This is a genomic window from Nocardiopsis tropica, assembly GCF_042660575.1.
GTDB classification, from domain to species: Bacteria; Actinomycetota; Actinomycetes; order Streptosporangiales; family Streptosporangiaceae; genus Nocardiopsis; species Nocardiopsis tropica.
On sequence record NZ_JBHSUF010000024.1, the window covers coordinates 1 to 23822 of the forward strand.

The window sequence follows — 23822 nt, forward strand, 5'->3', positions numbered from 1 at the left end:
CGCGCCCCACGGCGCGGCCCCGCGCCCGCGCCCGCGCCCCACGGGGCGGCGCGGCCCCGCGCCCGCGCCCCACAGACGCCCTGGGGAGCTCCCACCGTCACCGGTCACCCGGTGGGGCGGGGCGGACAGCTCCTCAGGTGCCTTCCACGAAGGAAGAACGGCAGGCGCCGCGACCAGGCGCAGCAGAGCAGGACCGGCCACACCGAGCCGCGCCGGCCCCAGGGCCGGACGGCACAGCAGGGAGGACACCGTGTCACCGAACGCCGCATCCGCCAACGAGCCCGTGCGCATCGCACCGTCGCCGGGCATCCCCGCCGAGATCGCGATCCCCGCGGTCCCCGAGGACCCGCGCATGTGGGTCCCGCAGGCGCCGAACGTCTGGTTCCGTCCGCTGATGCTCAACACCGTCACGGGCCAGTGGTGCAACCTGCTCAAGGTCACCGCGTCCGGGATCGTGTCCCGGCACCGGCACCCCGGGGCCGTGTTCGGCTACGTCATCGAGGGCAAGTGGCACTACCACGAGCACCCCTGGGTGGCCGAGGCCGGGCACTTCGTGTACGAGCCGCCGGGCGAGATCCACACGCTCGCGGTCCCCGAGGACTGCGACCACATGGTCACGTTCTTCAACATCAGCGGGGCCATGGTCTACGTGGACGACGACGGCGTCCAGACCGGCTACGAGGACGTGTTCACCAAGATCGAGATGGCCCGCGCGCACTACGAGAGCGTGGGACTGGGCAACGTCGTCGACGACCTGATCCGCTGACCGCGCGGCAGGGTCCCCCGCCGCCGCCCGGGGGCGCGGCGGGGGACCTCCGCGGGCGGGGCTACAGGTTGATCATGTGCCCGGAGAGGCCGTGCACGGCCTCCTTGACGGCCTCGCTGAGCGTCGGGTGCGCGTGGATGTTGCGCGACACCTCGTGGACGGTCAGGTCCCACTGCTGGGCCAGGGTCAGCTCGGGCAGCAGCTCGGTGACGTCCGGACCCACCATGTGGGCGCCGATGATCTCCCCGTACTTGGCGTCGGAGAGCACCTTGACGAAGCCGCGGGTGTCGCCGAGCCCGTGCGACTTGCCGTTGGCCATGAACGGGAACTTGGCGACCTGGACGTCGTACCCGGCCTCGCGCGCCTCGTTCTCGGTGTAGCCGAAGCTGGCGATCTGCGGCTGGCAGTAGGTGGCGCGGGGGATGAACTTGTAGTCGATCTCCTGCGTCTCCGCGCCCGCGATGGTCTCGACGGCGACGATGCCCATGGCCTCGGCGGTGTGGGCCAGCATGAGCTTGGCGGTGACGTCGCCGATCGCGAAGATGTGCGGGACGCTGGTGCGGCCCCGGCCGTCGATGGCGACGGCGCCGCGCTCGGTGAGCTCCACGCCGGTCTTGTCGAGGCCGAATCCCTCGACGTTGGGGGCGAAGCCGATGGCCTGGAGGAGCTTGTCGGCCTCCAGGGTCTGCTTCTTGTCGTCGGTGCCGGTGACGTGGACGCGGACTCCCTCGCCGGTGTCCTCGACCGACTCCACGCGGGTGGAGGTCATGACCTTCACGCCGAGCTTCTTGTAGGCGCGGGCGAGCTCCTTGGAGACCTCCTCGTCCTCCAGGGGGACGAGGCGGTCCAGGAACTCCACGATCGTGACGTCCACGCCGTAGTTGGCCAGGACGTACGCGAACTCGACGCCGATGGCGCCCGCGCCCGCGATGACGATGCTCCCGGGCAGGTTCTCGTCGAGGATCTGCTGCTCGTAGGTGACGACCCGCTCGGACAGCTCCGTGCCGGGCAGCAGCTTGGTGGAGGAGCCCGACGCGATCACGGCGTGGTCGAAGGTGACGGTCTCGGTGGAGCCGTCTTCGCCGCGCACCTCGACCGTGTGGTCGTCGGTGAAGGTGCCGCGGCCGTCGATCTCGGTGATCTTGTTCTTCTTCATGAGGAAGTGGACGCCCTTGACGCGCCCGTCGGCCACCTCACGGCTGCGGCTGTGCGCCTTGCCGTAGTCGAACTCGACCTTGCCGTCGACCTTGATGCCGAAGAAGTCGGCCTCGTTGTTGAAGAGGTGGGCCAGTTCGGCGTTGCGCAGGAGCGCCTTGGAGGGGATGCAGCCCACGTTGAGGCAGACGCCGCCCCAGTACTTCTCCTCGATGACGGCGGTCTTGAGGCCGAGCTGGGCGGCGCGGATGGCCGCCACGTAACCACCCGGCCCCGCGCCGAGGACCACCAGATCGAAGTGTCGTTGTCCCATGACGGGATCTCCTTGAGTGTGTTTGTGACGCACCCAGCGCAGACGGCTTGCCCGGGGTGTCCGATTGCCGAACGCCAGCCTAGTCGCGTGAGGCCACCGGGTGTGTGACCAGGTCGGGACCGGTCGGGCGTTCGGGCGTCGCGGCTGGTCACAGGGGTGTCCCCGGGGGGTTTCCGCCCGTCAGGCGCGGGGTGCGGGGCCTTCGGCGCCGGCGAGCTCCCCGCCCGCGGGGGCCGCGGCGGAGCCGTCCTCGGCGCCGGTGGCGGCGGATTCCCCGGACCGCTCCCCGTCGTGGTCCCCGGCGGTCCCGGCGGCCTCGGCCGCCCTCGCGGCCTCCTCGGCCTTGGCCAGGCGCATCTGCTTGACGACCGGGACGAACGCCATCACGAAGACGATCGCGAGCGTGACCCACAGGGCGTACCTGTCCACCGCCAGGACGATGTCCACCCCGGTCTGCCCCGCCGCGTAGCCGACGCCGGCGACCGTGGCCGTCAGGAGCAGCGCGCCGAGGGCGTCCAGCAGCAGGAAGGTCCGCAGGCGCATGCCGGTCCAGCCCGCGACGACGTAGACGAAGAGGGCGGGCACGCCCGGGAGGTAGGAGAGCGGCATCGCGGCCCGGATGATCCAGGGGTTCATGTCCTCGGCGCGGTCCGCGAACCGCTGCGCCTTGTCGCCCTGGGCGATGAGGTTGACGAAGCCCCGGCCCCAGCGCCTGCCCACCCACCAGAAGAGCCAGTCGACCTTGACCTTGCCGACGACGCCCGCGACCACCACCAGCCACAGGGGGATCTCCCCGATGCGGGCGAAGGCCGAGGCCGCGCCGATCGCCGCGTTGCTGCCGGTCACGAACGCGAGGCCGACGGGGTGCTCGGCGATCAGGAAGGGCTTCAGCGGGGTCAGCGCCATGAAGAACAGGGGGATCGCGACGACCGTGAACAGCAGGGCCTTGTCCTGGCGGGTCGCCTTGCCCTTCCAGGGCTTCATGGCCCGCAGGACCTCCATCGCCTCCTCCTGCTTGCGCTCCTTCTCGATCTGCTCGGCGGTTCTGCCGTCGGCCTCGTCGGAACCCGCGCCGGGGGTCGCGTCAGGGGCTCCCGCCGCCGTGCCGGGGGCGGGGCGGTCCGGGTTCCCGGAGGTGTGCTTCTGCGTGGTCGCCATGGACCAAGGATCCCCTGTCATGTGTGCGGCCCGGAAGTCGTAGGAGTCACGGCGTCCGTGTGAGAGCTGCAACCGGTCGCCGATGACAAGTGTCATGTGCGGTACCGGCTCCCGCCGGCGGTCGCGGACACCGCGATGAGTTCCGCCCGTCCGGCGGGTCCGTACCAGCGGTGTCGACGACGGCAGGAGGAGCACATGCCGCAGTCGCCGAGGGTCCGGAACTTCGACGCCCCGGCCGACGGGACCGGCGCCGGCGAGCGCCGGGGACCCGGGCCGGCCACGGGTCGCGGCCCGCGGGCCCGTGGCGGTCGCCCTCAGCGCTCGGGCGGCGTGGGCCACTTCCAGCCGGGAGCCCACGACCAGCTGTCCGAGACACCCGGGGGCATCGGCGGCAGCAGGTGCGCGCCCGGCGGGCGGCGGGAGCCGTCCTGCTCGGACGGGGCCCCGTCCCCGTCCCCGACAGGGTCCGGGGCGGGCGGCGGCGGGTCCGACTCCCACGGACCGGGGTCGAACGCCCCGGACGCCTCCGGGTGGCCGGGAACGGCGGGCGGCGGCGGGTCGGCGGCCCACCCGAACGGCTCGGATCCGTCGCGGGCCCCGGCCGGTTCCGGGCCGTCGGGGGCGCCGTCGTACGAGGAGCCGTTGCGGAACCCGAAGCGGTCGCCCTCGCCCGGCTCGAACCGGCCGGCGGACTCGTCGCGCAGCCCCAGTTCGTCACGGGCCCCGGGCGGGTCCGCGGGCACGCCGCCGCCGAAACCGCCCGTGCGCCCCTGCGGCGCCTCCCACGGGTCGGACGAGGTCGGCGTGCTCGGCGGCGAACCGAACAGCGGGTCGTCGTCCTCCCCGTGGTCGGGTTCCGGGGAGGACGCGCGGCCGTAGTCGTCGCGGAACTCCGGCGGCAGCTCCCACCGGTCCTCCGAAGGGGGAGCGGACGCGGACGACGGGTCCCCGGGCCGGAGCGGGTCCCCGCCCCCGAAGGGGGCCGCGTCCCCGGCAGGGACGTCCGTCCGCGCCGGGCGGTCGTCGGCGTCCCCGCCCGCGGTTCCGGCGGGGTCGGCGGCGCCCGTGGCGAAGGGGTCCTCCCGCAGGCTCTCCGGGTCCAGGGCGGCGAACGCCGCCGACATCGGTCCGGAGTCCACCTCGGCGTAGTGCGCGGCCACCCCGAAGTGGCGCGGGGGCCTGCGGTGCGTGCCGGTGTCCTCGTTCTCGATCGGCGGCGCCAGCGGGTGGCGCACCGACCCCGCGGGGTGCATCCGCGCCCACCAGGCCGCCGCCTCGTCGTGTCGCAGCTCCGCCACGACCTCCAGCGAGCCGGGGATGTGCGGGTGCCTGCGCCCCGCCCTCCACGAGTGCGTGAGCGTCTGGGGCTCCAGGACCAGCACGCGTTCGCCGTCGACCACCGGGATGTCGCCGGGCAGGGCCTCGTTGCCGACCCACTCGCCGTTGCCGCCGACCAGGTCCCACTCGCCGCGCACGACGTCCGCGAGGGGGTCGGCGGGGGTGTCCCGGCACGCGGAGGTCCACCGCGGGTCGGGCCGGGTGCCGGGGACGAGGCGGCCCTCCTTGCCGATGAGGGCGTCCGCGAGGAGGGTGTGCAGCTGGAAGTTGTCGCCGATGCCGTCGAAGCGCACCCGGAAGCCGCGCCACGAGGCGCGGTCGAGCACGAGCACGGTGTCGGCCTCGGCCATCCGCAGGAGTTCGCTCACCTCGGCGAACTCGGTGAGCTGGGTGGAGAGGGCCCGGGTGATCTGGCTGAGCCCGTCCAGGGCGCTGGTGTCGGCGCGCACGGCGGCGCGCACCCCGGGGTCGCCGAGCATGGCCTTGGCCGCCAGGCCGTAGCGGAGGGAGGTCCACCAGCCGACGGTGGCCAGGGGCGCGTTGTCGCCGAGGACCTCCTCGACGCGCTGCTCCTCGGGTTCGGACACGTCGGCGGGGGCGGGGAGGGGGCCGCCGCCGGTCTTGTCCCAGGCGTGCATGAACGCCACCGCGGCCTGACCGTAGCTTCCGAGCTGTCGGAGTACCTCCAGTCCCACCTCTCCCGCGGGGGCGCCGGACTCGACCAGGGCCCCCGCCAGGACGGAGAGGTCGGCGGCGATGCCCGCGACCCGTTCGGAGTCGCCGAGCACGGGGGCGAGCGCCTCCAGTGCGATCGCGAGTTCTTCCTTGGACACCTGCGAGGACAGCCGGAACACGTCGTGCACGGCTGCCGGGAACCCGGGGGCCTGGCTGGCGGCGGTGTCGAGCACCCGTTGGAACGCGGCGCGGAACTCATCAGTCACCCGTGAATCCTTCCATACCCGCACGTTGTGTCCGTGGTCGCCCACGTGCGTGGATAACGGGCTTCCCGGCCCGTCCCCGCTGGTTCGTGCGGCGGTCGCGCGGTGTCCGCCCGGATCGGAGGCGGGGCTCCCCGGCCGGGTCCGTTCGGAGGCCGCAGGGGGGTCGCGCGGAGGGTGTTCGGAGGGTGTCCGAAGGCACTCAGGCCGTCGGGGCGAACCGCACCTCGTGCCCGCCCCGGTCCGCGGCGAGGAACCGCAGCATCCGCAGCCCCTCCTCCTCCACCTCGTCGCGGTCGGCCCCGCTGATCGGGGCGAACGGGACCACCTCGACGGCGGCGTTCCGACCGGTCCGCACGACCTTCCAGGAGGCGCGCACCTCCCCGTCGACCAGCACGGTCGCGGGCGGCATCCCGTTGCGGGAGGTGAGCCGCCCGAGGTCCTCGTCGGAGACGACCCGGCTGCGGTCGGCGTGCCCGCGCAGCAGGTTGTCGAAGTCGTACAGCAGGCGGACCGGCGCGGAGGTGTCCCCGTCGGGGCGCGGGGCGTCGGGGAGGTCGAACAGCTCCTTGCCGTCCTCCCCCCGCAGGACCACGAGCCTGTCGCGCAGGCGGTCGAACACCTCGCCCAGCCGGGTCAGCCCGGACCACGCCTGCGCGTCCATCACCCCGGCGGGTCCGAACGCGGCCAGGTAGCGCAGCACCATCCCCTCCGGGTCCGGCGCGGCGTCCATGGGCAGCCCCGTCCAGGTGTCGGCGGGTGCGAGCACGGCCGGGCCGGAGGCGCCCCACACGCCGCGCGGCGGGATCTGGAGCACGGGCAGGCGGGCCTTGACGACCTGTGCCAGGTGGGCGCCCTCCACATCCGGCCACCGCTCGTTGAGCCGGGCGCCGAGCGCGCGCAGGTCGAGCGGGGCGCGGGTGAGGATCTCGTACCCGGCCGCCGCGACCTCGTCGGGGTCCAGCCCCCGTGCGGCCCGGCCGTGCGTGCTGTGCGCGAGCACCCGGTCGACGCCGGGTTGGACGGTCGGGCGGAGGAACCGGCAGTCCTCTGGGGTGACCAGGTGGAGGGTGCCGCGCATGAGCGTGACGCGGACGAGCGCGCCGTCGGTGAGGAGGCGGCCGACCGTCTCGGGGGCCAGGCCCTCGATCCGGTTCTCCAGCCCGGCGTACCAGGTGTGTGTGGTCTGCGCCTGGAGCCCGGCGAGGCGGGTGACCACGTCGGTGACCGGCAGGTCCACCCGCCGCAGGAGGAGCTGGCGGTCCAGGGTGGCGCGGTTGAGCGCCCGCCGGGAGATGACGGTGCGGGTGGTGGCCATCGCTCGGCTCCTCCGGGGTCCGGTTGGTGGTCGAACACTACAATCCGGCACGGACACACCGGTCGGAGCAGGGGAGGGCGCATGTCGTGGACCGAGAGGTCGAGGGTGCGGCTGGAGAACGGGCACGTGTCGCTCACGCCGGTCGTGGAGGCCGACAGGGCGGGGTGGCGCGAGCAGGCGCTCGACCCCGACATCTGGACGTACTTCGTGACCAGGGTGGACGACGAGGCGGGCTTCGAGGAGTTCTTCGACTCCTACCTGGCCGCGAGCGACGCCGGCAGGCGTACGACGTTCACGGTCACCGACCTGGCGAGCGGGCGCGTGGCGGGCAGCATGAGCTACGGCAACCTCTCGGAGAAGGACCTGCGCCTGGAGGTCGGCAGTTCGTGGCTGGGCCGCGACTTCCGCGGCCGGGGCGTGAACCACTGGGCGAAGTTCCTGCTCATGCGGCACGCGTTCGAGGGGATGGGCGCGGAGCGGGTGGAGTTCAAGACCGACGTGCTCAACGAGCGGGCCCGCCGGGGCCTGCGCGCGGTCGGCGCGACGGAGGAGGGCGTGCTGCGCTCGTACAACGTCATGCCGGGCGGGCGGCGCCGCGACGCCGTGTACTACTCGGTGCTGCGCGCCGAGTGGCCGGACGTGCGGGCCCGCCTGGAGGGGGGACCGCGCACCCGGTAGGCCCTGCGGCCCGCGGCTCCCGCCGACCCCGCGCACGCGGCGGCGGCGCGGACCGCGGTCCGCGCCGCCGCCTTGCGAGGGGTCGGGGAGGGGTCAGCCGCGGCCGGCCTCCACCGGTGGGGCGGCCCTGCCCGCGGCCCGCCGGGCGCGGAGCCGGCCGACGGCCACGACCAGGCCGATCGCCAGGAGCAGCCCGTAGATCCCCAGGGTGATCCCGCCGTCCACGAGCACCGACACGTCACCCTGGCCCACGGCCAGTGCGCGGCGCAGCTCGGTCTCGGCCACCGGTCCCAGGACGACCGCGATCAGCACCGGGGCCAGCGGGATGTCGAAGCGGCGCATCATCAGCGCCACCAGACCCAGGATCAGCATCAGCCACAGATCCACCATGGAGGAGGCGGCCGCGTACACGCCCAGGGACGAGAACACGGCGATACCGGCGTACATGTACGGCTTGGGGACCAGCAGCAGCTTCGCCCACAGCGGTGCGAAGGGCAGGTTCAGGATGAGCAGCATGACGCTGCCGATGAACAGGCTGGCCAGGAGTGCCCACACCAGGTCGGCGTTGCGCTCGAAGAGCAGCGGCCCGGGCTGCATGCCGTACTGCTGGAAGGCGGCGAGCATGATCGCCGCCGTGGCCGAGGTGGGCAGCCCCAGCCCCAGCAGGGTGCCCATGGCGGTTCCGGCGGTCGCGCTCGCGGCGGCCTCCGGGGCGGCCACGCCCTCGATCGCCCCGTTGCCGAACTCGTCCTCGCCGGTGCCGCGCCGGGCGCGCCGCGCGGCGAGCTTGCGCTCGGCGCCGAAGGCCAGGAAGGTCGGGATCTCCGAGCCGCCCGCCGGGATCGACCCGAACGGCAGGCCGAACAGGGTGCCGCGCATCCAGGCCGGGAAGGTGCGCCGCAGGTCGGCGCGGCCCAGCCACGGAGTGCCGGCGCGTCGGAGGGAGCCGCCGACCCCGCCGCCCGCGTGGGCGGTGGCGGCCACGTGGAACACCTCGCCGACGGCCAGCAGCGCCACGGTCACGGTGATGATGCTGAAGCCCTCGAAGAGCTGGGGGACGCCCAGGGTGAAGCGCTCGGCCCCGCTGAGGCTGTCGATGCCCACCATCGAGATGGCCAGGCCGATGCCCAGGGCGATCAGGCCGCGTACGGCCGAGTTCGAGACCACGGCGGACGTGGCGACGAACGCGAAGACCGTGAGCGCGAAGTACTCGGCCGGACCGAATCGGAGCGCCAGCTCCACGATGACCGGGGAGAAGAACGCCACCAGCGCCGTGGACACGATCGCGCCGATGAAGGCTCCGATCGCCGCTGTGGCCAGCGCCTGCGGCGCCCGCCCGCGCCTCGCCATCTTGTGCCCCTCGATGGCGGTGGCGATGGCCGAGGCCTGCCCGGGCGTGTTCATGAGGATGGCGGCGGTCGAGTCGCCGAACAGCCCGCCGTAGTAGACGCCGGCGAACATGATGAACGCGCCGGTGGGGTCGAGGTGGAAGGTGACCGGGAGCAGCAGCGCGACGGCCATGGAGGAGCCCAGGCCGGGCACCACGCCCACGGCGGTGCCGAGGACGACGCCCACCAGGGCCAGGAAGAGGTACTCGGGGCTCAGCGCGTTGGCGAACCCCGCCATGAGGTTGTCGACGACGTCCATCTAGAAGATGCCTCCGAGGATTCCGGCCGGCAGGTTCAGGCCGAGGCCGGCGACGAAGGCGAGCTGGATGAGGGAGGAGAACGTCAGGGACAGCACCGCGTCGAACAGGAGGCGGCGGCTGCCCAGGGCGTAGGCGATCCCGAAGAACAGCAGCGCCGCGGACAGGAGCCAGCCCACCGGCTGGAGGATGGCGATGAACACCGTCATCGTGGCGACGACGATGCCCAGGCAGCGCCAGTCGATGCGCACGGGCGCGTCCTCGCCGGTCTCGGCGGCGTCGGCGCCCGGGGCCTGCTCGGCGGCCTGCGCGGGGCGGGCCGGCCGCAGGACGACCTGCACGGCCAGGGCGAGGCCGACGGCGCCCATGAAGACCGCGACCAGGGTCGGGAAGAAGCGCGGGCCGGGCGGCTCGGTGCCGGTCGGCACGGGGATGGCGGCGGTCTGCACGGCGATGAACCCGGCGATGCCCAGCACCAGGGCGGCGACCAGCAGTTCGGACCTGCCCTGCCACCAGGGCGGCCGGGGCGGGGCGTCGGGCTCCGTGGCCCGTGCGGGGGTGGTGGCGTCGGTACTCAAGACAGGCCCAGTTCTTCGGTGATGGTGTTGATGCGCTCGGTCTCCAGGGCGAGGAACTCCTCGAACTCCGCGCCGGTCTGGAAGGTGTCGTCCCAGCGGTTGCGCTCCAGGGTCTGCGCCCACTCCGGGGTGTCGTGCATCTCGGTGACGATCTCGGTCAGCTCGGCCCGCTCGGCCTCGGTGATGCCGGGAGGGGCCACGAGGCCGCGCCAGTTGGGCAGGACCGCGTCGATGTCCTGCTCGGCCAGCGTCGGGACGTCGATGCCCTCGACGCGCTCGTGCGCGGAGACGCCCAGGGCGCGCACGTTGCCCGCCTCGATCTGGTCGCTGAACTCGTTGAAGCCGCTGATGCCGACGTCGACGCTGCCCGACAGCAGCGAGGTCAGCGCCTCGCCGCCGCCGGAGAAGGCGATGTAGTTGACGTCGCGGGGATCGACGTCGACCTCGGAGGCGACGAGTCCGGCCAGCAGGTGGTCGGTGCCGCCCAGGGAGCCGCCGCCGACCGCCGTGCCGCCCGGGTCCTCGCGCCAGGCCTCGGCCAGGTCGCCCATGTCCTGGTAGGGGGAGTCGGCGGGGACCACGATCACCTCGTAGTCGTCGGCCAGCCGGGCGATGGGGGTGACGTCCCGGAGGTCGTGCGAGGAGTTGTTGACGATGATGCTGCCGATCATGACCGTGCCGGTCACCATCAGCGTGTTGGCGCGGCCCTCCTGGCGGACCGCCTGCGCGAGCCCGATGGTGCCGCCCGCGCCGGGGACGTTGACGACCTGGTTGTTGGCGACGATGCCGCCCTCTCGGAGGGCGTTCTGCCCCTCGCGTCCGACCAGGTCCCAGCCGCCGCCGGGAGCGGCGGGCACGATGGTGGTGAGGCGGCTGCGCACGGCCTCGCCGCCGTCGCCGCCGGTCGACGAGGCGTTGACCGCCGCGGCGCCGATGACGACGGCCGCCGCGACCGCGCCGCCGACGCGCAGGATGCGCTGCATGCTCATGGGTTGGCTCTCTCCGTTGCTACCGGTCCGCGGCGCGTGCGGGCGCTCGCGGGCCGGCGGACCTCCCGAGGCGGGCAGTGGCGGCCGTTACACGTCTACGTGTCGCCGGTCGCATTTCGCTTCGGTTGCGTGAGCATGTCCTACGGATTGCCTGGAAGGATGACTTTTGGTCGTTTTGGACACAGTGGTTTTTTTGTTCGCCCGGTCGGCGCCCACCCGTCGCGGGTGTGGCCCGGGGGCGCGGCGGCGTCCCGGTCGGGGCGGGGCCTCGCCGGGGCGGCGCCCGCGTCAGCCCCAGCCCGCCTCCCCGCCTCCCGTCGTCCGGCCTCCCGGGGCGTCCGTTCCGGGGGCGCGGCCGTTGCCCGCCCTCACCGGCCGCCACCGCTGTCGGAGGCGGGGGACGCCGGCCCGGGAGGCGCGGCTCCCACGGGCCCGGCGGTCCTCGTGGCCTCGGAGGTCCCGGCGACCCTGATGGTCCCGCGTGCCTCCGCGGCCCCGGGGGCGGAGGGGTGGCGCGCTGTGGGGGCTCCGGGGCGGTCCAGCTCGAACCACACGGTGGTCCGTCCGTCCTCGTGCAGCGTGCCCCACCGGTCGGACTGCAACGCGACCAGGCGCAGGCCCCGGCCGCCGACCCGGTCCGGGGCCAGGGGGCGCACGTGCGGGGAGGCGGCGCCCTCGGTGCGCGGTCCCTGGTCGGTGACCCTGACCTGGACCCGGCCCCGGAGCCGGTGCAGGGTGACGACGACCTCGCCGCCCTCGGCGCCGCTCAGCGAGTGGGTGATCGCGTTGTTGAACAGCTCCGAGGCGAGGCACTGGAGCAGTTCGGTGGACCGGGGCGGCAGCGAGGCGAGCGAGGCGAGCCGCCGGCGCAGGATCGAGGCCGTCTCCGGGACCCCCGCGAGGGTGAGGGAGTGGCCGATGCCCACGGGATCCGGTTCCACCAGGATGGCCGCGCGGTCGCGGGGATCGGTGGTCCTCCGGGGGAGGCGCGGAGGGGCGCCGCTCTCCACCTGGTTGTCCCGCCGTTGCTCCATACGGATCACTGATCCCACTTGAATCCCCGTTTCGGGGCCTCCGAAATGCGGGGCCCGAGAGTTCCCGACTGGTGGAGGGCCGGTTGTGAGCTGCCCTGACGTCGGCGGTGCGGATGGGGTCCGGCCCATAGGAAACACAATGGACCGTCCCGGCCGGGAGGGAAAGGGAAACAACCAGGTTGGTGCGTGATCAGGGAATCGGTTGTTGCCGGTTGCAGGTCTACGGCAGTGTGGTCCCACTGGTTTTCCCCTCGGGCGATCGGGCGGACATGGAGAAGAAGCGCGGCAAGGCCAAATGGCGCAAGGTGGGCGGTGAGCTGCGGGCCCTGCGCACGGGTGCGAACCTGCGGCAGAAGGACGTGGCGCCCCACGCCGGGGTGGTTCCCGCCCAGGTGTCGGCGTGGGAGAACGGCATTCGGGGGATGAGCGCGGCGCAGGCGCTCGCCCTCGATCGCGCGCTCAATGCGAACGGCCGCCTCGTCCGGGTGTACGAGAATGCGGAAACGCCTGAAAATCTCCCAAAGTGGTACGAGCAGGTTCCCGAAATCGAACAGCGGGTTTCTGAGCTGAGGGAGTACCAGTGCCAGCTCGTCCCGGGGCTGATCCAGACGGACGCCTATGCCCGGGCTGCCATCAGTGACGCTCTGCCGTGGGCCTCCGACACCGAGGTCAAGCAGATGGTCACATCCCGCACGGGCCGCCGGTCCCTCCTGGCGAAGGACGGCTCCCCACTGGTGACCATCGTGGTCGAGGAGTTCGTCCTGAGTCGTGCGATAGGGGACGAAAGTATTCAGGCTGCCCAGCTGGATCGCGTGCTCGAGCTTGCGGAGAGGGGAAAGATCCGCTTCCAGGTCGTGCCGACGGATGTTCGGAACCACTACGGGACGGCCGGCCCGTTCCGGATCTACACCTTCCCCGACAGGCCGGCCCTGGCCTCGGCCGAGTACACGGCCGGCGAGGTGTTGATCGATGACCTGGATACCGTGCAGAAGTGCATGACCATCTTCGGTTTCCTGCAAGCCGAGGCGCTGCCGATGGCGGCCTCCGTCGAACTGGTCAGGAAGGTCAGGAAGGGCATTGATGATTGAGCATGGCCTCGACAGGCACGTGTGGCACAAGAGCAGCCACAGCTCGGGACAGGGAAGCTGTGTGGAGGTGGCGGAGGGGGAGCGGGTGCTGGTGCGTGACACCCGGAACCGCCCTCTCGGCCACGTCGAGTACACCGCCGGCGCCTGGTCCGACTTCCTCCGAGGTGTGAAGAGCGGGGCCTCCTAGGCCTGGATCACCGCGGCCGACCGGCGAGGCGGTCAACCGCGGTGGTCGTCGGGAGGCCGGTCCCCGGGCGGAGCCGCCCGGGGACCGGCCTCCCGCCTCCCTACAGGGGCGCGTCGTCCACCTGGATGTCCCACTGGACGTCGGTGCCCTCGACCGCGGTCGTCGTGACGGTCACCCCGTAGTTCGTGCCCCCGTCCACGAGGTTGCAGCGGATCTCGGCGCCCACCTCGGCGGGGAGGTCCTGGGAGCAGCTGAAGTCCTCGGGGGCGTGGCCGACCTGCTCGGCCAGCATCTCGCTGGACCTCTGGGCGACCTGGGCGGCGTCGACGGCGCCACCGCTCGCCCCGGCGGCCGGGGTCTCCTCCCCGGCCTCGTCCTCGACGGAGGCGTCGTCGGCCGTCTGCTCGTCGACCTGGACCTCCCACTGGACGTCGGAGCCGTCCACCGCCGTCGTCGTGACGGTCACGCCGACGGTCTCGCCGCCGTTGGTCAGCTCGCAGCGGATCTCGGCCCCCACCTCGGCGGGGAGGTCGTCGGAGCAGGTGAGGTCGTCGGGGGTCTGGCCGACCTGCTCGGCCAGCATCTCGCTGGACCTCTGGGCGACCTCTTCGGCCCCGACGGCGCCGGGGCCGCCGAAGCTGAAGGAGCAGCCGGTGGCCATGAGCAGGGGCAGGGCGCCCAGAACCGCTCCGGTGACGACTCGCTGACGTCTGGTCTGCCGCATCGCGGCCTCCTGAAGGTTGTGGGACCTGACGGGGGAACAGACCGGGTGAAAGCGGCGCCGGTTCCGTCGCGAAGCGCTTCGGTATTCTTCCGTGTCCTCGCGGGGGAGGGGTCGACCCCGGGGACACGATCGCTCACCGGTCGGTGAGCGGTCCGCCGGCAGCGCGCCAGTCCACGAGGCCGCGGCTCATGTTGACAGCGTCGAAACCGTACTCCACCAGCAGGTTCGCCGCTCCGGCCGACCGGATGCCTCCGGTGCAGAAGGTGATGAGCAGGCGGTCCTCGGGGAGTTCCACGGAGCGTTCGGGCAGCTGCTCCAGCGGTATGTGCACGGCCCCCGGGATGTGCGTCCGCCTCCACTCGAACTCGCGGCGCACGTCCACGACGAGCGCGCCCTCCGCGACGAGGCGGACCGCTTCGGCGGCGGTGACGGCCGGGGGACGGCGCAGGTAGTGTCGCAGGCTCACGGGTTCCGGGCCTCCCGTCGCACGTTGACCATGGTGAGCGGGCCGCTCAGCACCGGCACGAGCGCGCCGAGGCGGGTCCGCGTCGCCAGGCCGCCGCCGAGGAGCGCCGTGACGGCGGTGGCCAGGTAGAGCGCGCCGTGGGTCGGGCCGAGGACGCTCGCGACCGCGTCGTGGTGCACGGTGGCGAGGTTCAGCAGGAGCCCGAGGACGCTGACGAGTTCGAGTGCCGAGAGCACGGAGAGCGTGCGCAGCAGCGGGGTCACGAGTAGCTCGATCCGGGGCGCACGATCATGAGCACCACGACGACCACCCACAACAGGTTGAACAGGCCGGTCAGCATGCCCAGGCGTCGCAGGCGGGCGCCGTCGTCGGGGGAGCCGAGCGCCTCCCGCTGGAGCGGCGCGATCCGTAGGGCGAGCAGCGCGCCGGCGACGGCGGTGAGCACCATCGCGACGACGATCCAGATCTCGGTCGTGCGGCCCTGGACGAAGGCGAGGACGAGGCCGACGACCGGGACCGTGAGCGCCAGGACGCCGTAGACGCGGGTGATGCGGTGCAGCAGCCGGGCGGTGTCGGTGCTCCGCTCCGCCCGGTCCGCTCCCGCGGGTGCGGCGGTCACAGGCGCGTACCGGGGGAACAGGCTGGTGGTCACGGCCACGGGGCCGACGAAGAGAATGCCCGCCACGACATGGACGGACAGCAAGAAGGCTTCCATGACCTTCAGGCTACCTGAAGGTCAGTCGGGGTCCGACACCACCCGTGCCATCTGGACGCGCAGCGCCTCGGTCAGCTCGGGGTGCCGCTCGGCGAACTCCGCGTCGAGCCGTGACACCACCTCGGCGGCGCGGGCGAGCAGGGCCTCCCCCTCGGCCGTGACCCGCAGGCTCGACGCGGAGCCGGCGTGCGCGGTCCCGTCGTCGACGAGACCGGCTCGGACGAACGCGGCGACGGCGGAGTGGGCGCTCTGCACGGTGATCCGCGAGCGCCGGGCCAGCTCGCTGAAGGAGATGCCCGGGGTCCCGCGGACGTGTCCCAGGAGCCCGTACTTGCGGGTGGTCAGTCCGAGGGGCTTCAGGGCCTGGTTGAAGGAGGCCTCCCACACGCGGCCGACCGTGAGCAGGGTGACGGTGGGGCTGAAGGGAGGTGGTTCCGGCATGGGGCCAGGCTACCGGCCGGGGGTTCGCGGATCGCGGGCGTCTTTCGCGCGCCGGGCCGCGGGCCTGCGCGGACCTTCCCGGGGCCCTTCGCGCGGACGGGCGGGGCCGCCGCCCGGAGGCGGCGACCCGCGGCCCCGGCGGGGCCCCGGTAGGGCCCTCCGGAACGTGCCCGGAGGATCAGCCGCCGTTCTCGTCCGCGGCGCGGCGGCGGGCCTCGCGACGGGCCGCCTGGCGGTTCCTGCGGTTCTCGGCCCGGTTCATCTCGCCCATCTCCCTCTTGGCTGCACGGCCGTTGGGGCCCAGGCAGCAGGTGATGCCGGCGCTGTGCTCCCACCGGCAGCGCGTGCCGGCGTCCTCCCGGGCCGGAGCGGGAGGCAGGTCGCAGCCGCCGTGGCGGTGATCGTGGACGGGCCTGGGGTCGTGCTCGGCACAGCGGACCCACACCGGCTTCGTCTTGTCCGTACGGGACATGGTTTCCTCACCCGAACCGCCGCCCGTGCTCCCGGTCTCTCCGGGCGGGCGGCTAGGTTGGCAGGCCCATCACGTCACTCTCCTCAGGTCGTCCGCCGGTCTCCGGCGGGGGCGTCGCGCCGGGGTCGGTCCGGCTCCGGGCCGTCCCCGAGGCCCGGGGCGGGGCACGCACGGGGACCGCCCGCGCGCGGCCTCCCAGGCTAGGCAGGTCCGGCGGCGGCGCGCAAGGTCCATCGGCCGGTCCGCCGTCCCGGTGGACGGGCGGCCGGGTTTCCGCCCCGGGCGGGGGTTCTGGGCCGGAGTGGAGTGCGGAAACAGAGCAGCCGTTTACCGCCGTTCAGTGAGTCCGAAAAAAGCTGTTAATTCGGGCGAAAGTCACTAATTCCACCGAAGTGAAAAGGGCGGACTCCGCATGTTCGTCCTGGTGGAACGCGGCAACTCGAAAATCCGAACACATTACCTCCCGGTAATGCACACACCCACCCCACCCATGCCCTAGCATTTATCCCACTCACACAACTCAATCCACACGATGGCCCCGCAACGGTTAGATCCGTTCGGGGCCGTGGCCAGCAACTTCACACCTTTAACCAAAGGAATTGCCAGCATGCGCCAGTATAGCGCTGCCTTCCTCGGCCCTGCCCTGGGCGTCGTGAAGGCCCTCTTCCTCGCACCCCGTGGTCGCCACGCCCGCCGCCGCCACCGCTCGACCCGGGTGCGCCGCTACGCCCCGCTCCCCCAGGCCGTGACGCGCGAGAACGCGTCCCCTCCCCCCGCGCCCGACCCCGTCCGGGTCCCGGCGCCCCGCCTGGCTCCCGCTCCCGCACCGCCTCCGGCCGACGACCCCGTCCTGGTCAGGCCCTACTACACCGCGTGGGAGCACCGGGGCGCCACCGCACGTGAGCGTGCCCGCGAACGCGAACTCGACCGCGTCCGGGCCGCCGCCACCGCCCGTCTCTGCGACTGGGCCCACCGCGAGGTCCCGCCCTGCGGCGACCTCCTGGCCCCCGACCCGACACCCGTGGCGGTCCCCGCCCCGCGGGCGCCGCACCCCGACTGTGAGGACCCCGACGACTGGCGCACCTTCACCCGTCTGACCCGCACCTGGCTCGCCCAGCGGGAACACCACCGCCGGGCCCGGCCCCGGGGCGAGGCGCCGCACCGGAGCACGGGGGTGGCCGCGTGATCTCCCTGACCACCCGCATGCTCACCCGCACCTACACCCGCGCGCTCGCCGACCTGTCCACCGCCCGCCGCGACCTGACCCTCGACCTCGACGCCCTGGCCCCCGGCCTGGACCCCGACCTGGTCGACACCCTGCGCCTGTGCCTGCACGAACTCCACGCCAACGCCTGCAAGTACGGCCACCCGCACGCGCCCGTCGTCCGCCACCTGTCCCGCGCCCACGACGGGACGCTGACCCTGACCGTCCACAACAGGCACGCCCCCGGCGCCGCCCCGCCCGTGCCCAGGGTGCCCGTGGAGCGCACCACCACCGAGTGGGACCGGGCCGAGGGCCAGCGCGGCCTCCTCCTCATCACCCGTCTGGCCGCCACCTGGGGCCACTACTCCTGGCCGCCCCGGTCGGGTCTCGGAACCCTCGTCCAAGCCACCTTCACCGCCTGACCCGCCCGCCGGGCCGGGGAGACCCTCCCCGGCCCTCCACCCCTCCCAGCTCCTCCGATGGCGAAGGAACCACATGCCGAGCCGAGCCCACGAGATCCCCCTGCGGATCATCCAGAACCAGCCCGCGATGGTCCCCGTGCTCCTCAGGGAGTCCCTGGGCATCGACGTCCCCCACCACACGGAGGCCGTCTCCACCAGTTCGGTCCTGACCAACTGCGACCCCAAGGAACTCAACAGCGACGGCGCCACCCTGCTCCGTGACGGCACCCGACACGTCCTCGCCGTGGTGGTGGAGCGCCAGCACGGGCGCGACTCCGGCAAGCGGGCGAGCTGGCCCGCCTACCTGACCACCCTCAACCTTCGCCTCAAGTGCCCGGCCGTACTCGTGGTCCTGTGCCCCGACGAGGCCATGGTGCGCTGGTGCGCCACACCCATCGAGGTCGGGCACCCCGGGTTCGTGCTGACCCCTCTGGTCATCGGCCCCGGCACCACCCCCGTGGTCACCGACCTGGAACAGGCCCGCGCACTGCCCGAGCTGGCCGTGCTCTCCGCCTACGCGCACGGCAACACCCAGCCGGGAACCCTGAAAGCCGTGGTGGAGGCGTTGGAATCCACCGCTCCCGAACACCGCGCGTTCTACTATGACTACGTACTGGCCGGTCTCAACGAGGCCGCCCGTAAGGACCTGGAGGGCTTGATGTCCGTGGACACCTACGAATGGCAGAGCGACTTCGCCCGGAAGTACGTCGGTCTCGGCCGTGAGGAAGGTCGCGAGGAGGGTGTGGCTCGCAGCGTGATCGGTTTCCTGGTCGCGCGCGGTTTCACGGTTTCCGACGAGGTCCGGGAGCGGATCGAGTCCTGCTCCGATCTGGACGTCCTGGAGAGTTGGGTGACCAAGGCCGTCAGCGTCCAGAGCCCCGAGCAGCTCTTCGACTGACGGTCGGGTCACCCGCACCGGCCGTGGGTCCGTGCCCGACTACGTACTGGCCGGTCTCAACGAGGCCGCCCGTAAGGACCTGGAGGGCTTGATGTCCGTGGACACCTACGAATGGCAGAGCGACTTCGCCCGTAAGTACGTCGGTCTCGGCCGCGAGGAAGGCCGTGAGGAGGGGCGTGAGGAGGGTGTCGCCCAGAGCGTGATCGCCGTCCTGGTCGCGCGCCGTTTCTCCGTCTCCGACGAGGTTCGGGAGCGGATCGAGTCCTGCTCCGATCTGGCTGTCCTGGAGAGCTGGGTGTCCAGGGCTGTGGACGTCCAGAGCCCCGAGCAGCTCTTCGACTGACTGTCACGTACACCCCTGCACCGGCCGTGGGCCCGCGCCCACGGCCGCTTCGCCCCGCTTCCCGGTCACCGGCCGCCCGGCACCACCCGGTTACCATGACGCATGGCCAGCGAAACCCCCGCAGCGGCCCGGACCCGCCGCGACCAGCTCCGCGACTTCCTGCGTACCCGCAGGGCCAGGCTCACCCCCGAGGACGTCGGTATGGCGGCCGGGGGGCGACGCCGGACACCCGGCCTGCGGCGCGAGGAGGTCGCCGTCCTCGCCGGGGTCGGGGTCTCCTGGTACACGTGGCTCGAACAGGGCCGCGACATCAACGTCTCCGTCGAGGTGCTCGACGCGATCAGCGGGGCGCTGCGCCTGAACGGCCCCGAGCGCATCCACCTGTACACGCTCGCCGGGGTCAACCCGCCGCGCGACGGCGGGCCCAGGGCCACCTCCGTCACCCCCGAGCTGCGCAACCTCATCGAGGCGTGGATGCCGCGCCCCGCGATGCTGCGGGACCGCTACTGGAACCTGCTCGTCCTCAACGGCACGGCCCGGACGGTGTTCGGCTACGGCGACACCGACCACAACTGCCTCGTCACGTTCTTCACCAACGCCCGGTACCGCGCCATGCACGTCCACTGGGCGTCGGTCGCGCCGGACGTCGTCGCCGCCTTCCGCGCCGACGCGGCCCGGTTCCCCGACGACACGGAGTTCGGCCGGCTCGTGGACGACCTCAGCACCGTGAGCCCCGACTTCGCCGAACTGTGGGCGCGCCACGACGTCGGCGACCACGTCCAGACGGTGAAGGCGGTGCTGCACCCCGAGGCCGGCGACCTGGTCTTCGACAAGACGACCCTGACGGTGGCCGACCGCCCGGACTGGACCCTTGAGCTGTACAACCCGCGTCCGGGTACCGGGACGGAGGGCCGCCTCGCCCTGCTGGCGCACGCGCCCGCCGCCACCTCGGCCTGACCTCCGGCGCCGCCGCCCGCCGGGGACGGGGCTTTCTAGCCGCGGTCCGGGCCCGGCTCGGCGGTGCCGTCGGACGTGTCCGCTCCGGGTTTCGTGTGCAGGACCTCGCGGGCCTGCTCCGCGGCGCGGATGATGTTCTCGCGGACGAAGTCGACGAAGCGGGCGATGTTCTCCAGGCGTGCGGCGGCCGGAGTGCCGGGACCCAGGACGCCGACGCCTTGGCGCGCGACCTCGATGAGGTGTGTGTGCGCCTGGGCGGTGGCGATCATCGACTGGTACCAGACGTCGGCGTCGACGACGTAGCGCTCGCGGCGCTCTTCGCGTTCACGGCGGAGCAGGCCCTGGCCCTCCAGGTACGTGACCGCCTTGGAGACCGAGGCCGGGCTGATCTGGAGGCGCTGGACGAGTTCGGCGGCGGTGAGGCTGCCCGAGTCGGCGGTGTGGAGGCTGACCAGCACCCGGGCCGTCATCTTGGGCAGGCCCGCCTCCATGAAGACGGTGGCGAACGCCTCCTCGTACTCGCGCACCGCCTCGGCGTCGCGCCCGTGGGGCTGCGGGGGCGCCTGCGCCCCCGGGGACGCGGTCCTCCTGCGCCGGTGGGTGCGCTGCTCGGTGGCGCGCTGGGCCAGGTCGGCACGGTAGGCGGTGGGGCCGCCGTTGCGCATCACCTCGCGCGTGACGGTCGAGGTCGGGCGGTCCAGGCCCCTGGCGATCTCCGCGTAGGCCAGGTTCTCGGCCAGCCCCAGGGCGATCTGCCGGCGTTCCTGCTGGGTGAGTCTGCCTCCCGGCATCGCGGGCTCCTCCGTGGTCCGTGGGGGTGCCCACCCTAGCGCCCAGCGCTCATTCGTTGCAACGTGCGTGATGGGGGTGTTGCGCTGACCGTTGACTGAATGCAACGATCCAGTGGAATTGGCCTGTGCAAGCGCCCGCGTATCGCGACGCTGGTGTTTCTCTATATGTGTATGCAACGTAGCCTTTCTGTCAATGGAAACAGAAGGCTGCAAGGGTGACAGCGGGGGGCGCCCATACGCGCCACCCCGCCCCGGGACGCGGGGCCGGGCCGGGGCCCGAGCCTGGTGGTCGCACACCCCGGATAAACGAGCCCTGTTCGCTTCGCACGGGTGCTGGAACGCTCGTACCCATGACGAACCACACTGCACGATTCGACGGCAAGACCGTACTCATCACCGGCGGCACGAGCGGCATGGGCCAGGCGGCGGCGCGCAGGTTCCTGGACGAGGGGGCGCGGGTGGTCATCACCGGGCGCGACCAGGGCCGCCTCGACGCCGCGGTGAAGGACCTCGACGGCGGCGACCGCGTGCTCGCGGTGCGCGGCGACGCGGCGGACCTCGACGACCTCGACACGCTGACCGCCGCCGTCAAGGTCCGGTTCGGGCGCCTGGACGTGGTCTTCGCCAACGCGGGCGTCGGCTCGTTCCTGCCGATCGGCGACATCACCGAGGCCGAGTTCGACCGGGTCGCGGACATCAACTTCAAGGGCGTGTTCTTCACCGTCCAGAAGACCCTGCCCCTGCTCGCGGAGGGAGGGGCGATCGTGATCAACGCGTCGTGGACGCTGCACCGGGGCATGGCCGGCGCCTCCCTGTACGCGGCGACCAAGGCGGCGGTGCACAACCTCTCGCACACCCTCGCCGCGGAGCTGGGCCCGAAGGGCATCCGGGTCAACTCCGTGAGCCCCGGCTACATCGACACCCCGATGTTCCACGAGGCCATCCCCGAGGAGGAGCAGGACGACGTCGTGGCCGCCGTGTCGGCGGGCCGCCTGGGCACCTCGGAGGACGTCGCGAAGACGGTCGCCTTCCTCGCCTCCGAGGACGCGGCCTACGTCAACGGCCAGGACCTCATCATCGACGGCGGACTCGTCGCGGCCATCGCCGAGCCTTCCGCGTAGCCCGGCCCCGAACGCGGGGCGGCTTCCGCCGGGGGTCGCCGCCCCGCCCCTGCCCGTCCGGGCTCAGAGGGCGGTGGCGCCGCCGAACCACGTCTCATGCTGCCTGAGCATCGCCTCGGTGTCGTTGAGGTGGGGGAACGGCCCGTCCGGGACCTCTGTCCCGAGGAACGCGCACAACCGCTCCCACCCCTCCCCGGCCCGGTACACCAGGAGCCGGTCGGCCGGGAGTTCGGCCCTCACCTGTTCCGCGTGCCGCTCGAAGGCCGCGACGGCGACCTCCTCCGAGGGCACCGCACCGCAGGGAACGCCGAAGGACGCCTGCCACATGTGGTCCAACAGGGGCCGGATCCGCCGGAACTCCACGGGGACACGGGCGTCGGCGTCCTCCGCGCAGGCCTTGCGCGTCAGCTCGAAGATGGTGGTGAGCATGCTCGTGTACCACCGGTGCGGGTCGCGGACCGTGAGCACGAACTTCGCGTCGGGGTAGGCCTCCGCCAGTTCGCGCCAGAAGAACGACAGCGGCCAGTCCACCCCGGACGGCCACCCCTCCAGCACGTGCCCCCAGTCGATGCCCCCCGGAACCGGCGGCACGGTGCCGGCCCAGCGCCGGGCCAGGTCCGGTGAGGCCAGTACCTCGAACATGTGGTGGCAGGGGCCGAGGCCGAGCTGCTCCAGTGCCGCCTTCATCGACGTCGTCCCGGTGCGTGGGAGACCCGCCCCGATCACGTGCATCCTCGTCCTCCTCGGTCGTTCCGCGGCCCCGGCGGCCGGACGGGGCGACCCCGGCCATCCCGCGGGCCGGGCGCCTTCCGCGCGCCGGGCTCCCGCGGGCGCGCCGGTCCGGCACGGCGGACGGGCCGCCCGTGCGCCGGGCGCGACGCCGGGGGCGTGCGGGGGCAGGACACCGGACGCGCCACCGCGGCAGGGGGCACACAGCACTGTAGACCACCCGGTGTGTCCATAGGATTCCGTTGGGTGATCATCTGTCGGTGCCTTCGTGCCTTCGTGCCTTCGTGCCTTCGTGCCTTCGTGCCTTCGTGCCTTCGTGTGACGGGCCGTCCCCGTGCCCCGCGCCGGTCGGACGTCCGTCAGTACCGGGGCCAGAACGCGGGCTGGGCCTTGAAGGCCGCGTCGATCCTGATCGAGTACGCCAGCGACCCCAGGAGCCGCCGGGCGCGCGAGAGCGGGTGGTCCGGGAAGTGGGGGTCCCACGCGGGGTCGTCGGCGTGGTTGCGCGGGACTCCGCCCGTGATCCCGTAGGCGTAGGGGTGCTGGGCCCAGGCCGCCATCGCCTCCTCCGGCGAGGCCTGGCCGCCCCTGTACTGCTGGAGGAACCCCGGCAGCACGGACGCCTCCCGCACGCCCGTGGGCTGCCCCTCCAGGCACTGGACCTTCACGACGACACTGGAGCCCACCCTCGGGATCGTGTACGTCCCGAGGTAGGCCGTGCCACGCTCCTGGTGGGGGTGGTCGCCCTTGACCATCTGCCGGATGGCGGCCATCCCGTCCAGCCCGATCACGTCGAGGTCCACCAGGCCCATCCCGGCCTGCGCCGTGTTGGCGCTCGTCCGGGCGCGCAGGGCCGCCACGTCCTCCAGGGGCGCGGGGAGGTTCGGCGCCATGTCGAAGCGGTCGAGGACGACGGCGTCACCTGCGGCGTCGACCCACACGTTCTCCTTGACCTGCTGGAACGGGCGGGTGTCGAACCAGACCGGGGTCCCGGCGAGTCCGGCCGGGGGTGGCGGCCCCTGGTGGTAGCCGTGTTGGTACTGGTGATGAGGGGACCATTGATGCATGGCCGCACCCTATATGCGGCCTTGTCCGGTGATGTTCCATCGGCCTCGCGTCGGCTCCGTGCCGACCCCGCACCGCCCCCACACCCTGCCGCGCACCGCCTGCGCGGGGCCCTCCCGGCCACGGCCGGGCGGTTACCCGTGCCCCACCGGCGCCCGACCGGGGACGGTCGGGCACGGGCGGCACCGGGGTGGCGGGTCGGCCCCCGCCCCAGTAGGGGCCGACCCGCCGGACCGCACTCCGAACGTCC

Annotated in this window: 27 protein-coding genes; 10 read left to right on the plus strand and 17 right to left on the minus strand. The window is 72.8% G+C overall.

Going from position 1 to position 23822, the window contains the following annotated elements; translation table 11 throughout:
* Positions 1-250: 250 nt before the first annotated feature.
* Positions 251-766, plus strand: coding sequence for a 2,4'-dihydroxyacetophenone dioxygenase family protein (locus ACFQBR_RS28805; RefSeq protein ID WP_267947532.1), 516 nt, complete (start codon positions 251-253; stop codon positions 764-766).
* Positions 767-827: 61 nt separating this feature from the next.
* Here the strand turns inward: ACFQBR_RS28805 and lpdA are convergent, their stop codons facing one another.
* The 4 genes from lpdA to ACFQBR_RS28825 form a co-directional block, all read right to left on the minus strand.
* Entirely contained in the window at positions 828-2234 is a 1407-nt protein-coding gene (gene lpdA, locus ACFQBR_RS28810) for a dihydrolipoyl dehydrogenase (RefSeq protein ID WP_344184062.1), read from the minus strand.
* 180 nt (positions 2235-2414) lie between these two features.
* Positions 2415-3392 (minus strand): DedA family protein, encoded by a 978-nt coding sequence (locus ACFQBR_RS28815; RefSeq protein WP_344184061.1) that lies wholly within the window; start codon positions 3390-3392, stop codon positions 2415-2417.
* A gap of 314 nt (positions 3393-3706) precedes the next feature.
* A complete protein-coding gene (locus ACFQBR_RS28820; RefSeq protein ID WP_344184060.1) occupies positions 3707-5671 on the minus strand; it encodes a hypothetical protein in 1965 nt (654 codons plus the stop codon).
* 199 nt (positions 5672-5870) lie between these two features.
* Entirely contained in the window at positions 5871-6986 is a 1116-nt protein-coding gene (locus tag ACFQBR_RS28825; RefSeq protein WP_344184059.1) for a winged helix DNA-binding domain-containing protein, read from the minus strand.
* 81 nt (positions 6987-7067) lie between these two features.
* Here ACFQBR_RS28825 and ACFQBR_RS28830 point away from each other — a divergent pair, with 81 nt between their 5' ends.
* A complete protein-coding gene (locus tag ACFQBR_RS28830; protein WP_344184058.1) occupies positions 7068-7664 on the plus strand; it encodes a GNAT family N-acetyltransferase in 597 nt (198 codons plus the stop codon).
* A 93-nt stretch (positions 7665-7757) separates the two neighbouring features.
* On the opposite strand, the gene ACFQBR_RS28835 is transcribed toward ACFQBR_RS28830, so the two are convergent.
* The 4 genes from ACFQBR_RS28835 to ACFQBR_RS28850 form a co-directional block, all read right to left on the minus strand.
* Positions 7758-9311, minus strand: coding sequence for a tripartite tricarboxylate transporter permease (locus ACFQBR_RS28835; protein ID WP_267947538.1), 1554 nt, complete (start codon positions 9309-9311; stop codon positions 7758-7760).
* The gene (locus ACFQBR_RS28840) at positions 9312-9887 is read right to left on the minus strand and encodes a tripartite tricarboxylate transporter TctB family protein (protein ID WP_344184056.1); all 576 of its coding nucleotides are present in this window, start codon (positions 9885-9887) and stop codon (positions 9312-9314) included. It abuts the gene before it with no gap.
* Complete coding sequence (locus ACFQBR_RS28845; RefSeq protein ID WP_344184055.1) at positions 9884-10876, minus strand: Bug family tripartite tricarboxylate transporter substrate binding protein; 993 nt, start codon at positions 10874-10876, stop codon at positions 9884-9886. Before ACFQBR_RS28845 ends, ACFQBR_RS28840 begins: the two co-directional genes overlap by 4 nt.
* A 368-nt stretch (positions 10877-11244) precedes the next feature.
* Entirely contained in the window at positions 11245-11910 is a 666-nt protein-coding gene (locus ACFQBR_RS28850; protein WP_344184054.1) for an ATP-binding protein, read from the minus strand.
* Positions 11911-12092: 182 nt separating this feature from the next.
* On the opposite strand from ACFQBR_RS28850, the gene ACFQBR_RS28855 reads away from it, so the two are divergent.
* Both ACFQBR_RS28855 and ACFQBR_RS28860 read left to right on the plus strand, forming a co-directional pair.
* Entirely contained in the window at positions 12093-12998 is a 906-nt protein-coding gene (locus ACFQBR_RS28855) for a helix-turn-helix domain-containing protein (RefSeq protein WP_378554897.1), read from the plus strand.
* Positions 12991-13185 (plus strand): DUF397 domain-containing protein, encoded by a 195-nt coding sequence (locus ACFQBR_RS28860; RefSeq protein ID WP_267947543.1) that lies wholly within the window; start codon positions 12991-12993, stop codon positions 13183-13185. Before ACFQBR_RS28855 ends, ACFQBR_RS28860 begins: the two co-directional genes overlap by 8 nt.
* A gap of 100 nt (positions 13186-13285) precedes the next feature.
* Here ACFQBR_RS28860 and ACFQBR_RS28865 read toward each other — a convergent pair whose 3' ends face one another.
* From ACFQBR_RS28865 to ACFQBR_RS28890, 6 genes are all read right to left on the minus strand, one after another.
* Positions 13286-13909 (minus strand): DUF4333 domain-containing protein, encoded by a 624-nt coding sequence (locus ACFQBR_RS28865; RefSeq protein WP_344184052.1) that lies wholly within the window; start codon positions 13907-13909, stop codon positions 13286-13288.
* A gap of 133 nt (positions 13910-14042) precedes the next feature.
* On the minus strand, positions 14043-14375 hold the full coding sequence (locus ACFQBR_RS28870; RefSeq protein WP_344184051.1) for a rhodanese-like domain-containing protein: 333 nt from the start codon (positions 14373-14375) through the stop codon (positions 14043-14045).
* Positions 14372-14638: a hypothetical protein gene (locus ACFQBR_RS28875; RefSeq protein WP_267947546.1), complete on the minus strand. Its 267-nt coding sequence runs from the start codon at positions 14636-14638 to the stop codon at positions 14372-14374. The genes ACFQBR_RS28870 and ACFQBR_RS28875 overlap by 4 nt, the downstream gene beginning before the upstream one ends.
* Positions 14635-15090 (minus strand): hypothetical protein, encoded by a 456-nt coding sequence (locus tag ACFQBR_RS28880; protein WP_267947547.1) that lies wholly within the window; start codon positions 15088-15090, stop codon positions 14635-14637. Before ACFQBR_RS28880 ends, ACFQBR_RS28875 begins: the two co-directional genes overlap by 4 nt.
* A 21-nt stretch (positions 15091-15111) precedes the next feature.
* Positions 15112-15531, minus strand: a complete 420-nt coding sequence (locus tag ACFQBR_RS28885; protein WP_344184050.1) for a MarR family winged helix-turn-helix transcriptional regulator — start codon at positions 15529-15531, stop codon at positions 15112-15114.
* Positions 15532-15709: 178 nt separating this feature from the next.
* The gene (locus tag ACFQBR_RS28890) at positions 15710-16003 is read right to left on the minus strand and encodes a hypothetical protein (protein ID WP_267947549.1); all 294 of its coding nucleotides are present in this window, start codon (positions 16001-16003) and stop codon (positions 15710-15712) included.
* A gap of 607 nt (positions 16004-16610) precedes the next feature.
* Here ACFQBR_RS28890 and ACFQBR_RS28895 point away from each other — a divergent pair.
* The 5 genes from ACFQBR_RS28895 (at position 16611) to ACFQBR_RS28915 (ending at position 19866) form a co-directional block, all read left to right on the plus strand.
* Positions 16611-17189 carry a hypothetical protein gene (locus tag ACFQBR_RS28895; RefSeq protein WP_344184049.1) on the plus strand — a complete coding sequence of 193 codons (579 nt, stop codon included), beginning with the start codon at positions 16611-16613 and terminating at the stop codon, positions 17187-17189.
* A complete protein-coding gene (locus tag ACFQBR_RS28900; protein ID WP_344184048.1) occupies positions 17186-17629 on the plus strand; it encodes an ATP-binding protein in 444 nt (147 codons plus the stop codon). Before ACFQBR_RS28895 ends, ACFQBR_RS28900 begins: the two co-directional genes overlap by 4 nt.
* A gap of 73 nt (positions 17630-17702) precedes the next feature.
* A complete protein-coding gene (locus ACFQBR_RS28905) occupies positions 17703-18566 on the plus strand; it encodes a hypothetical protein (protein ID WP_344184047.1) in 864 nt (287 codons plus the stop codon).
* 31 nt (positions 18567-18597) lie between these two features.
* Positions 18598-18909 (plus strand): hypothetical protein, encoded by a 312-nt coding sequence (locus ACFQBR_RS28910; RefSeq protein WP_344184046.1) that lies wholly within the window; start codon positions 18598-18600, stop codon positions 18907-18909.
* Positions 18910-19011: 102 nt separating this feature from the next.
* A complete protein-coding gene (locus ACFQBR_RS28915; protein WP_344184045.1) occupies positions 19012-19866 on the plus strand; it encodes a helix-turn-helix transcriptional regulator in 855 nt (284 codons plus the stop codon).
* A 35-nt stretch (positions 19867-19901) separates the two neighbouring features.
* Here ACFQBR_RS28915 and ACFQBR_RS28920 read toward each other — a convergent pair whose 3' ends face one another.
* Positions 19902-20657: a GbsR/MarR family transcriptional regulator gene (locus tag ACFQBR_RS28920; protein ID WP_344184044.1), complete on the minus strand. Its 756-nt coding sequence runs from the start codon at positions 20655-20657 to the stop codon at positions 19902-19904.
* A gap of 350 nt (positions 20658-21007) precedes the next feature.
* On the opposite strand from ACFQBR_RS28920, the gene ACFQBR_RS28925 reads away from it, so the two are divergent.
* Complete coding sequence (locus ACFQBR_RS28925; RefSeq protein WP_344184043.1) at positions 21008-21778, plus strand: glucose 1-dehydrogenase; 771 nt, start codon at positions 21008-21010, stop codon at positions 21776-21778.
* Between the two features lie 63 nt (positions 21779-21841).
* Here ACFQBR_RS28925 and ACFQBR_RS28930 read toward each other — a convergent pair whose 3' ends face one another.
* Both ACFQBR_RS28930 and ACFQBR_RS28935 read right to left on the minus strand, forming a co-directional pair.
* Complete coding sequence (locus tag ACFQBR_RS28930) at positions 21842-22510, minus strand: sulfotransferase family protein (protein ID WP_344184042.1); 669 nt, start codon at positions 22508-22510, stop codon at positions 21842-21844.
* 356 nt (positions 22511-22866) lie between these two features.
* Complete coding sequence (locus ACFQBR_RS28935) at positions 22867-23574, minus strand: hypothetical protein (protein ID WP_267947556.1); 708 nt, start codon at positions 23572-23574, stop codon at positions 22867-22869.
* Positions 23575-23822: the final 248 nt, after the last annotated feature.

Bases quoted from the DNA above. Each gene is read 5' to 3' on its own strand.
- ACFQBR_RS28845 (WP_344184055.1), bottom strand. From the start codon at position 10,876: ATGAGCATGCAGCGCATCCTGCGCGTCGGCGGCGCGGTCGCGGCGGCC.
- ACFQBR_RS28860 (WP_267947543.1), top strand. From the start codon at position 12,991: ATGATTGAGCATGGCCTCGACAGGCACGTGTGGCACAAGAGCAGCCAC.
- ACFQBR_RS28850 (WP_344184054.1), bottom strand. From the start codon at position 11,910: ATGGAGCAACGGCGGGACAACCAGGTGGAGAGCGGCGCCCCTCCGCGC.
- ACFQBR_RS28835 (WP_267947538.1), bottom strand. From the start codon at position 9,311: ATGGACGTCGTCGACAACCTCATGGCGGGGTTCGCCAACGCGCTGAGC.
- ACFQBR_RS28895 (WP_344184049.1), top strand. From the start codon at position 16,611: ATGCGCCAGTATAGCGCTGCCTTCCTCGGCCCTGCCCTGGGCGTCGTG.
- ACFQBR_RS28865 (WP_344184052.1), bottom strand. From the start codon at position 13,909: ATGCGGCAGACCAGACGTCAGCGAGTCGTCACCGGAGCGGTTCTGGGC.
- ACFQBR_RS28905 (WP_344184047.1), top strand. From the start codon at position 17,703: ATGCCGAGCCGAGCCCACGAGATCCCCCTGCGGATCATCCAGAACCAG.
- ACFQBR_RS28915 (WP_344184045.1), top strand. From the start codon at position 19,012: ATGGCCAGCGAAACCCCCGCAGCGGCCCGGACCCGCCGCGACCAGCTC.
- ACFQBR_RS28890 (WP_267947549.1), bottom strand. From the start codon at position 16,003: ATGTCCCGTACGGACAAGACGAAGCCGGTGTGGGTCCGCTGTGCCGAG.
- lpdA (WP_344184062.1), bottom strand. From the start codon at position 2,234: ATGGGACAACGACACTTCGATCTGGTGGTCCTCGGCGCGGGGCCGGGT.
- ACFQBR_RS28815 (WP_344184061.1), bottom strand. From the start codon at position 3,392: ATGGCGACCACGCAGAAGCACACCTCCGGGAACCCGGACCGCCCCGCC.
- ACFQBR_RS28885 (WP_344184050.1), bottom strand. From the start codon at position 15,531: ATGCCGGAACCACCTCCCTTCAGCCCCACCGTCACCCTGCTCACGGTC.
- ACFQBR_RS28880 (WP_267947547.1), bottom strand. From the start codon at position 15,090: ATGGAAGCCTTCTTGCTGTCCGTCCATGTCGTGGCGGGCATTCTCTTC.
- ACFQBR_RS28925 (WP_344184043.1), top strand. From the start codon at position 21,008: ATGACGAACCACACTGCACGATTCGACGGCAAGACCGTACTCATCACC.
- ACFQBR_RS28920 (WP_344184044.1), bottom strand. From the start codon at position 20,657: ATGCCGGGAGGCAGACTCACCCAGCAGGAACGCCGGCAGATCGCCCTG.
- ACFQBR_RS28935 (WP_267947556.1), bottom strand. From the start codon at position 23,574: ATGCATCAATGGTCCCCTCATCACCAGTACCAACACGGCTACCACCAG.
- ACFQBR_RS28930 (WP_344184042.1), bottom strand. From the start codon at position 22,510: ATGCACGTGATCGGGGCGGGTCTCCCACGCACCGGGACGACGTCGATG.
- ACFQBR_RS28830 (WP_344184058.1), top strand. From the start codon at position 7,068: ATGTCGTGGACCGAGAGGTCGAGGGTGCGGCTGGAGAACGGGCACGTG.
- ACFQBR_RS28825 (WP_344184059.1), bottom strand. From the start codon at position 6,986: ATGGCCACCACCCGCACCGTCATCTCCCGGCGGGCGCTCAACCGCGCC.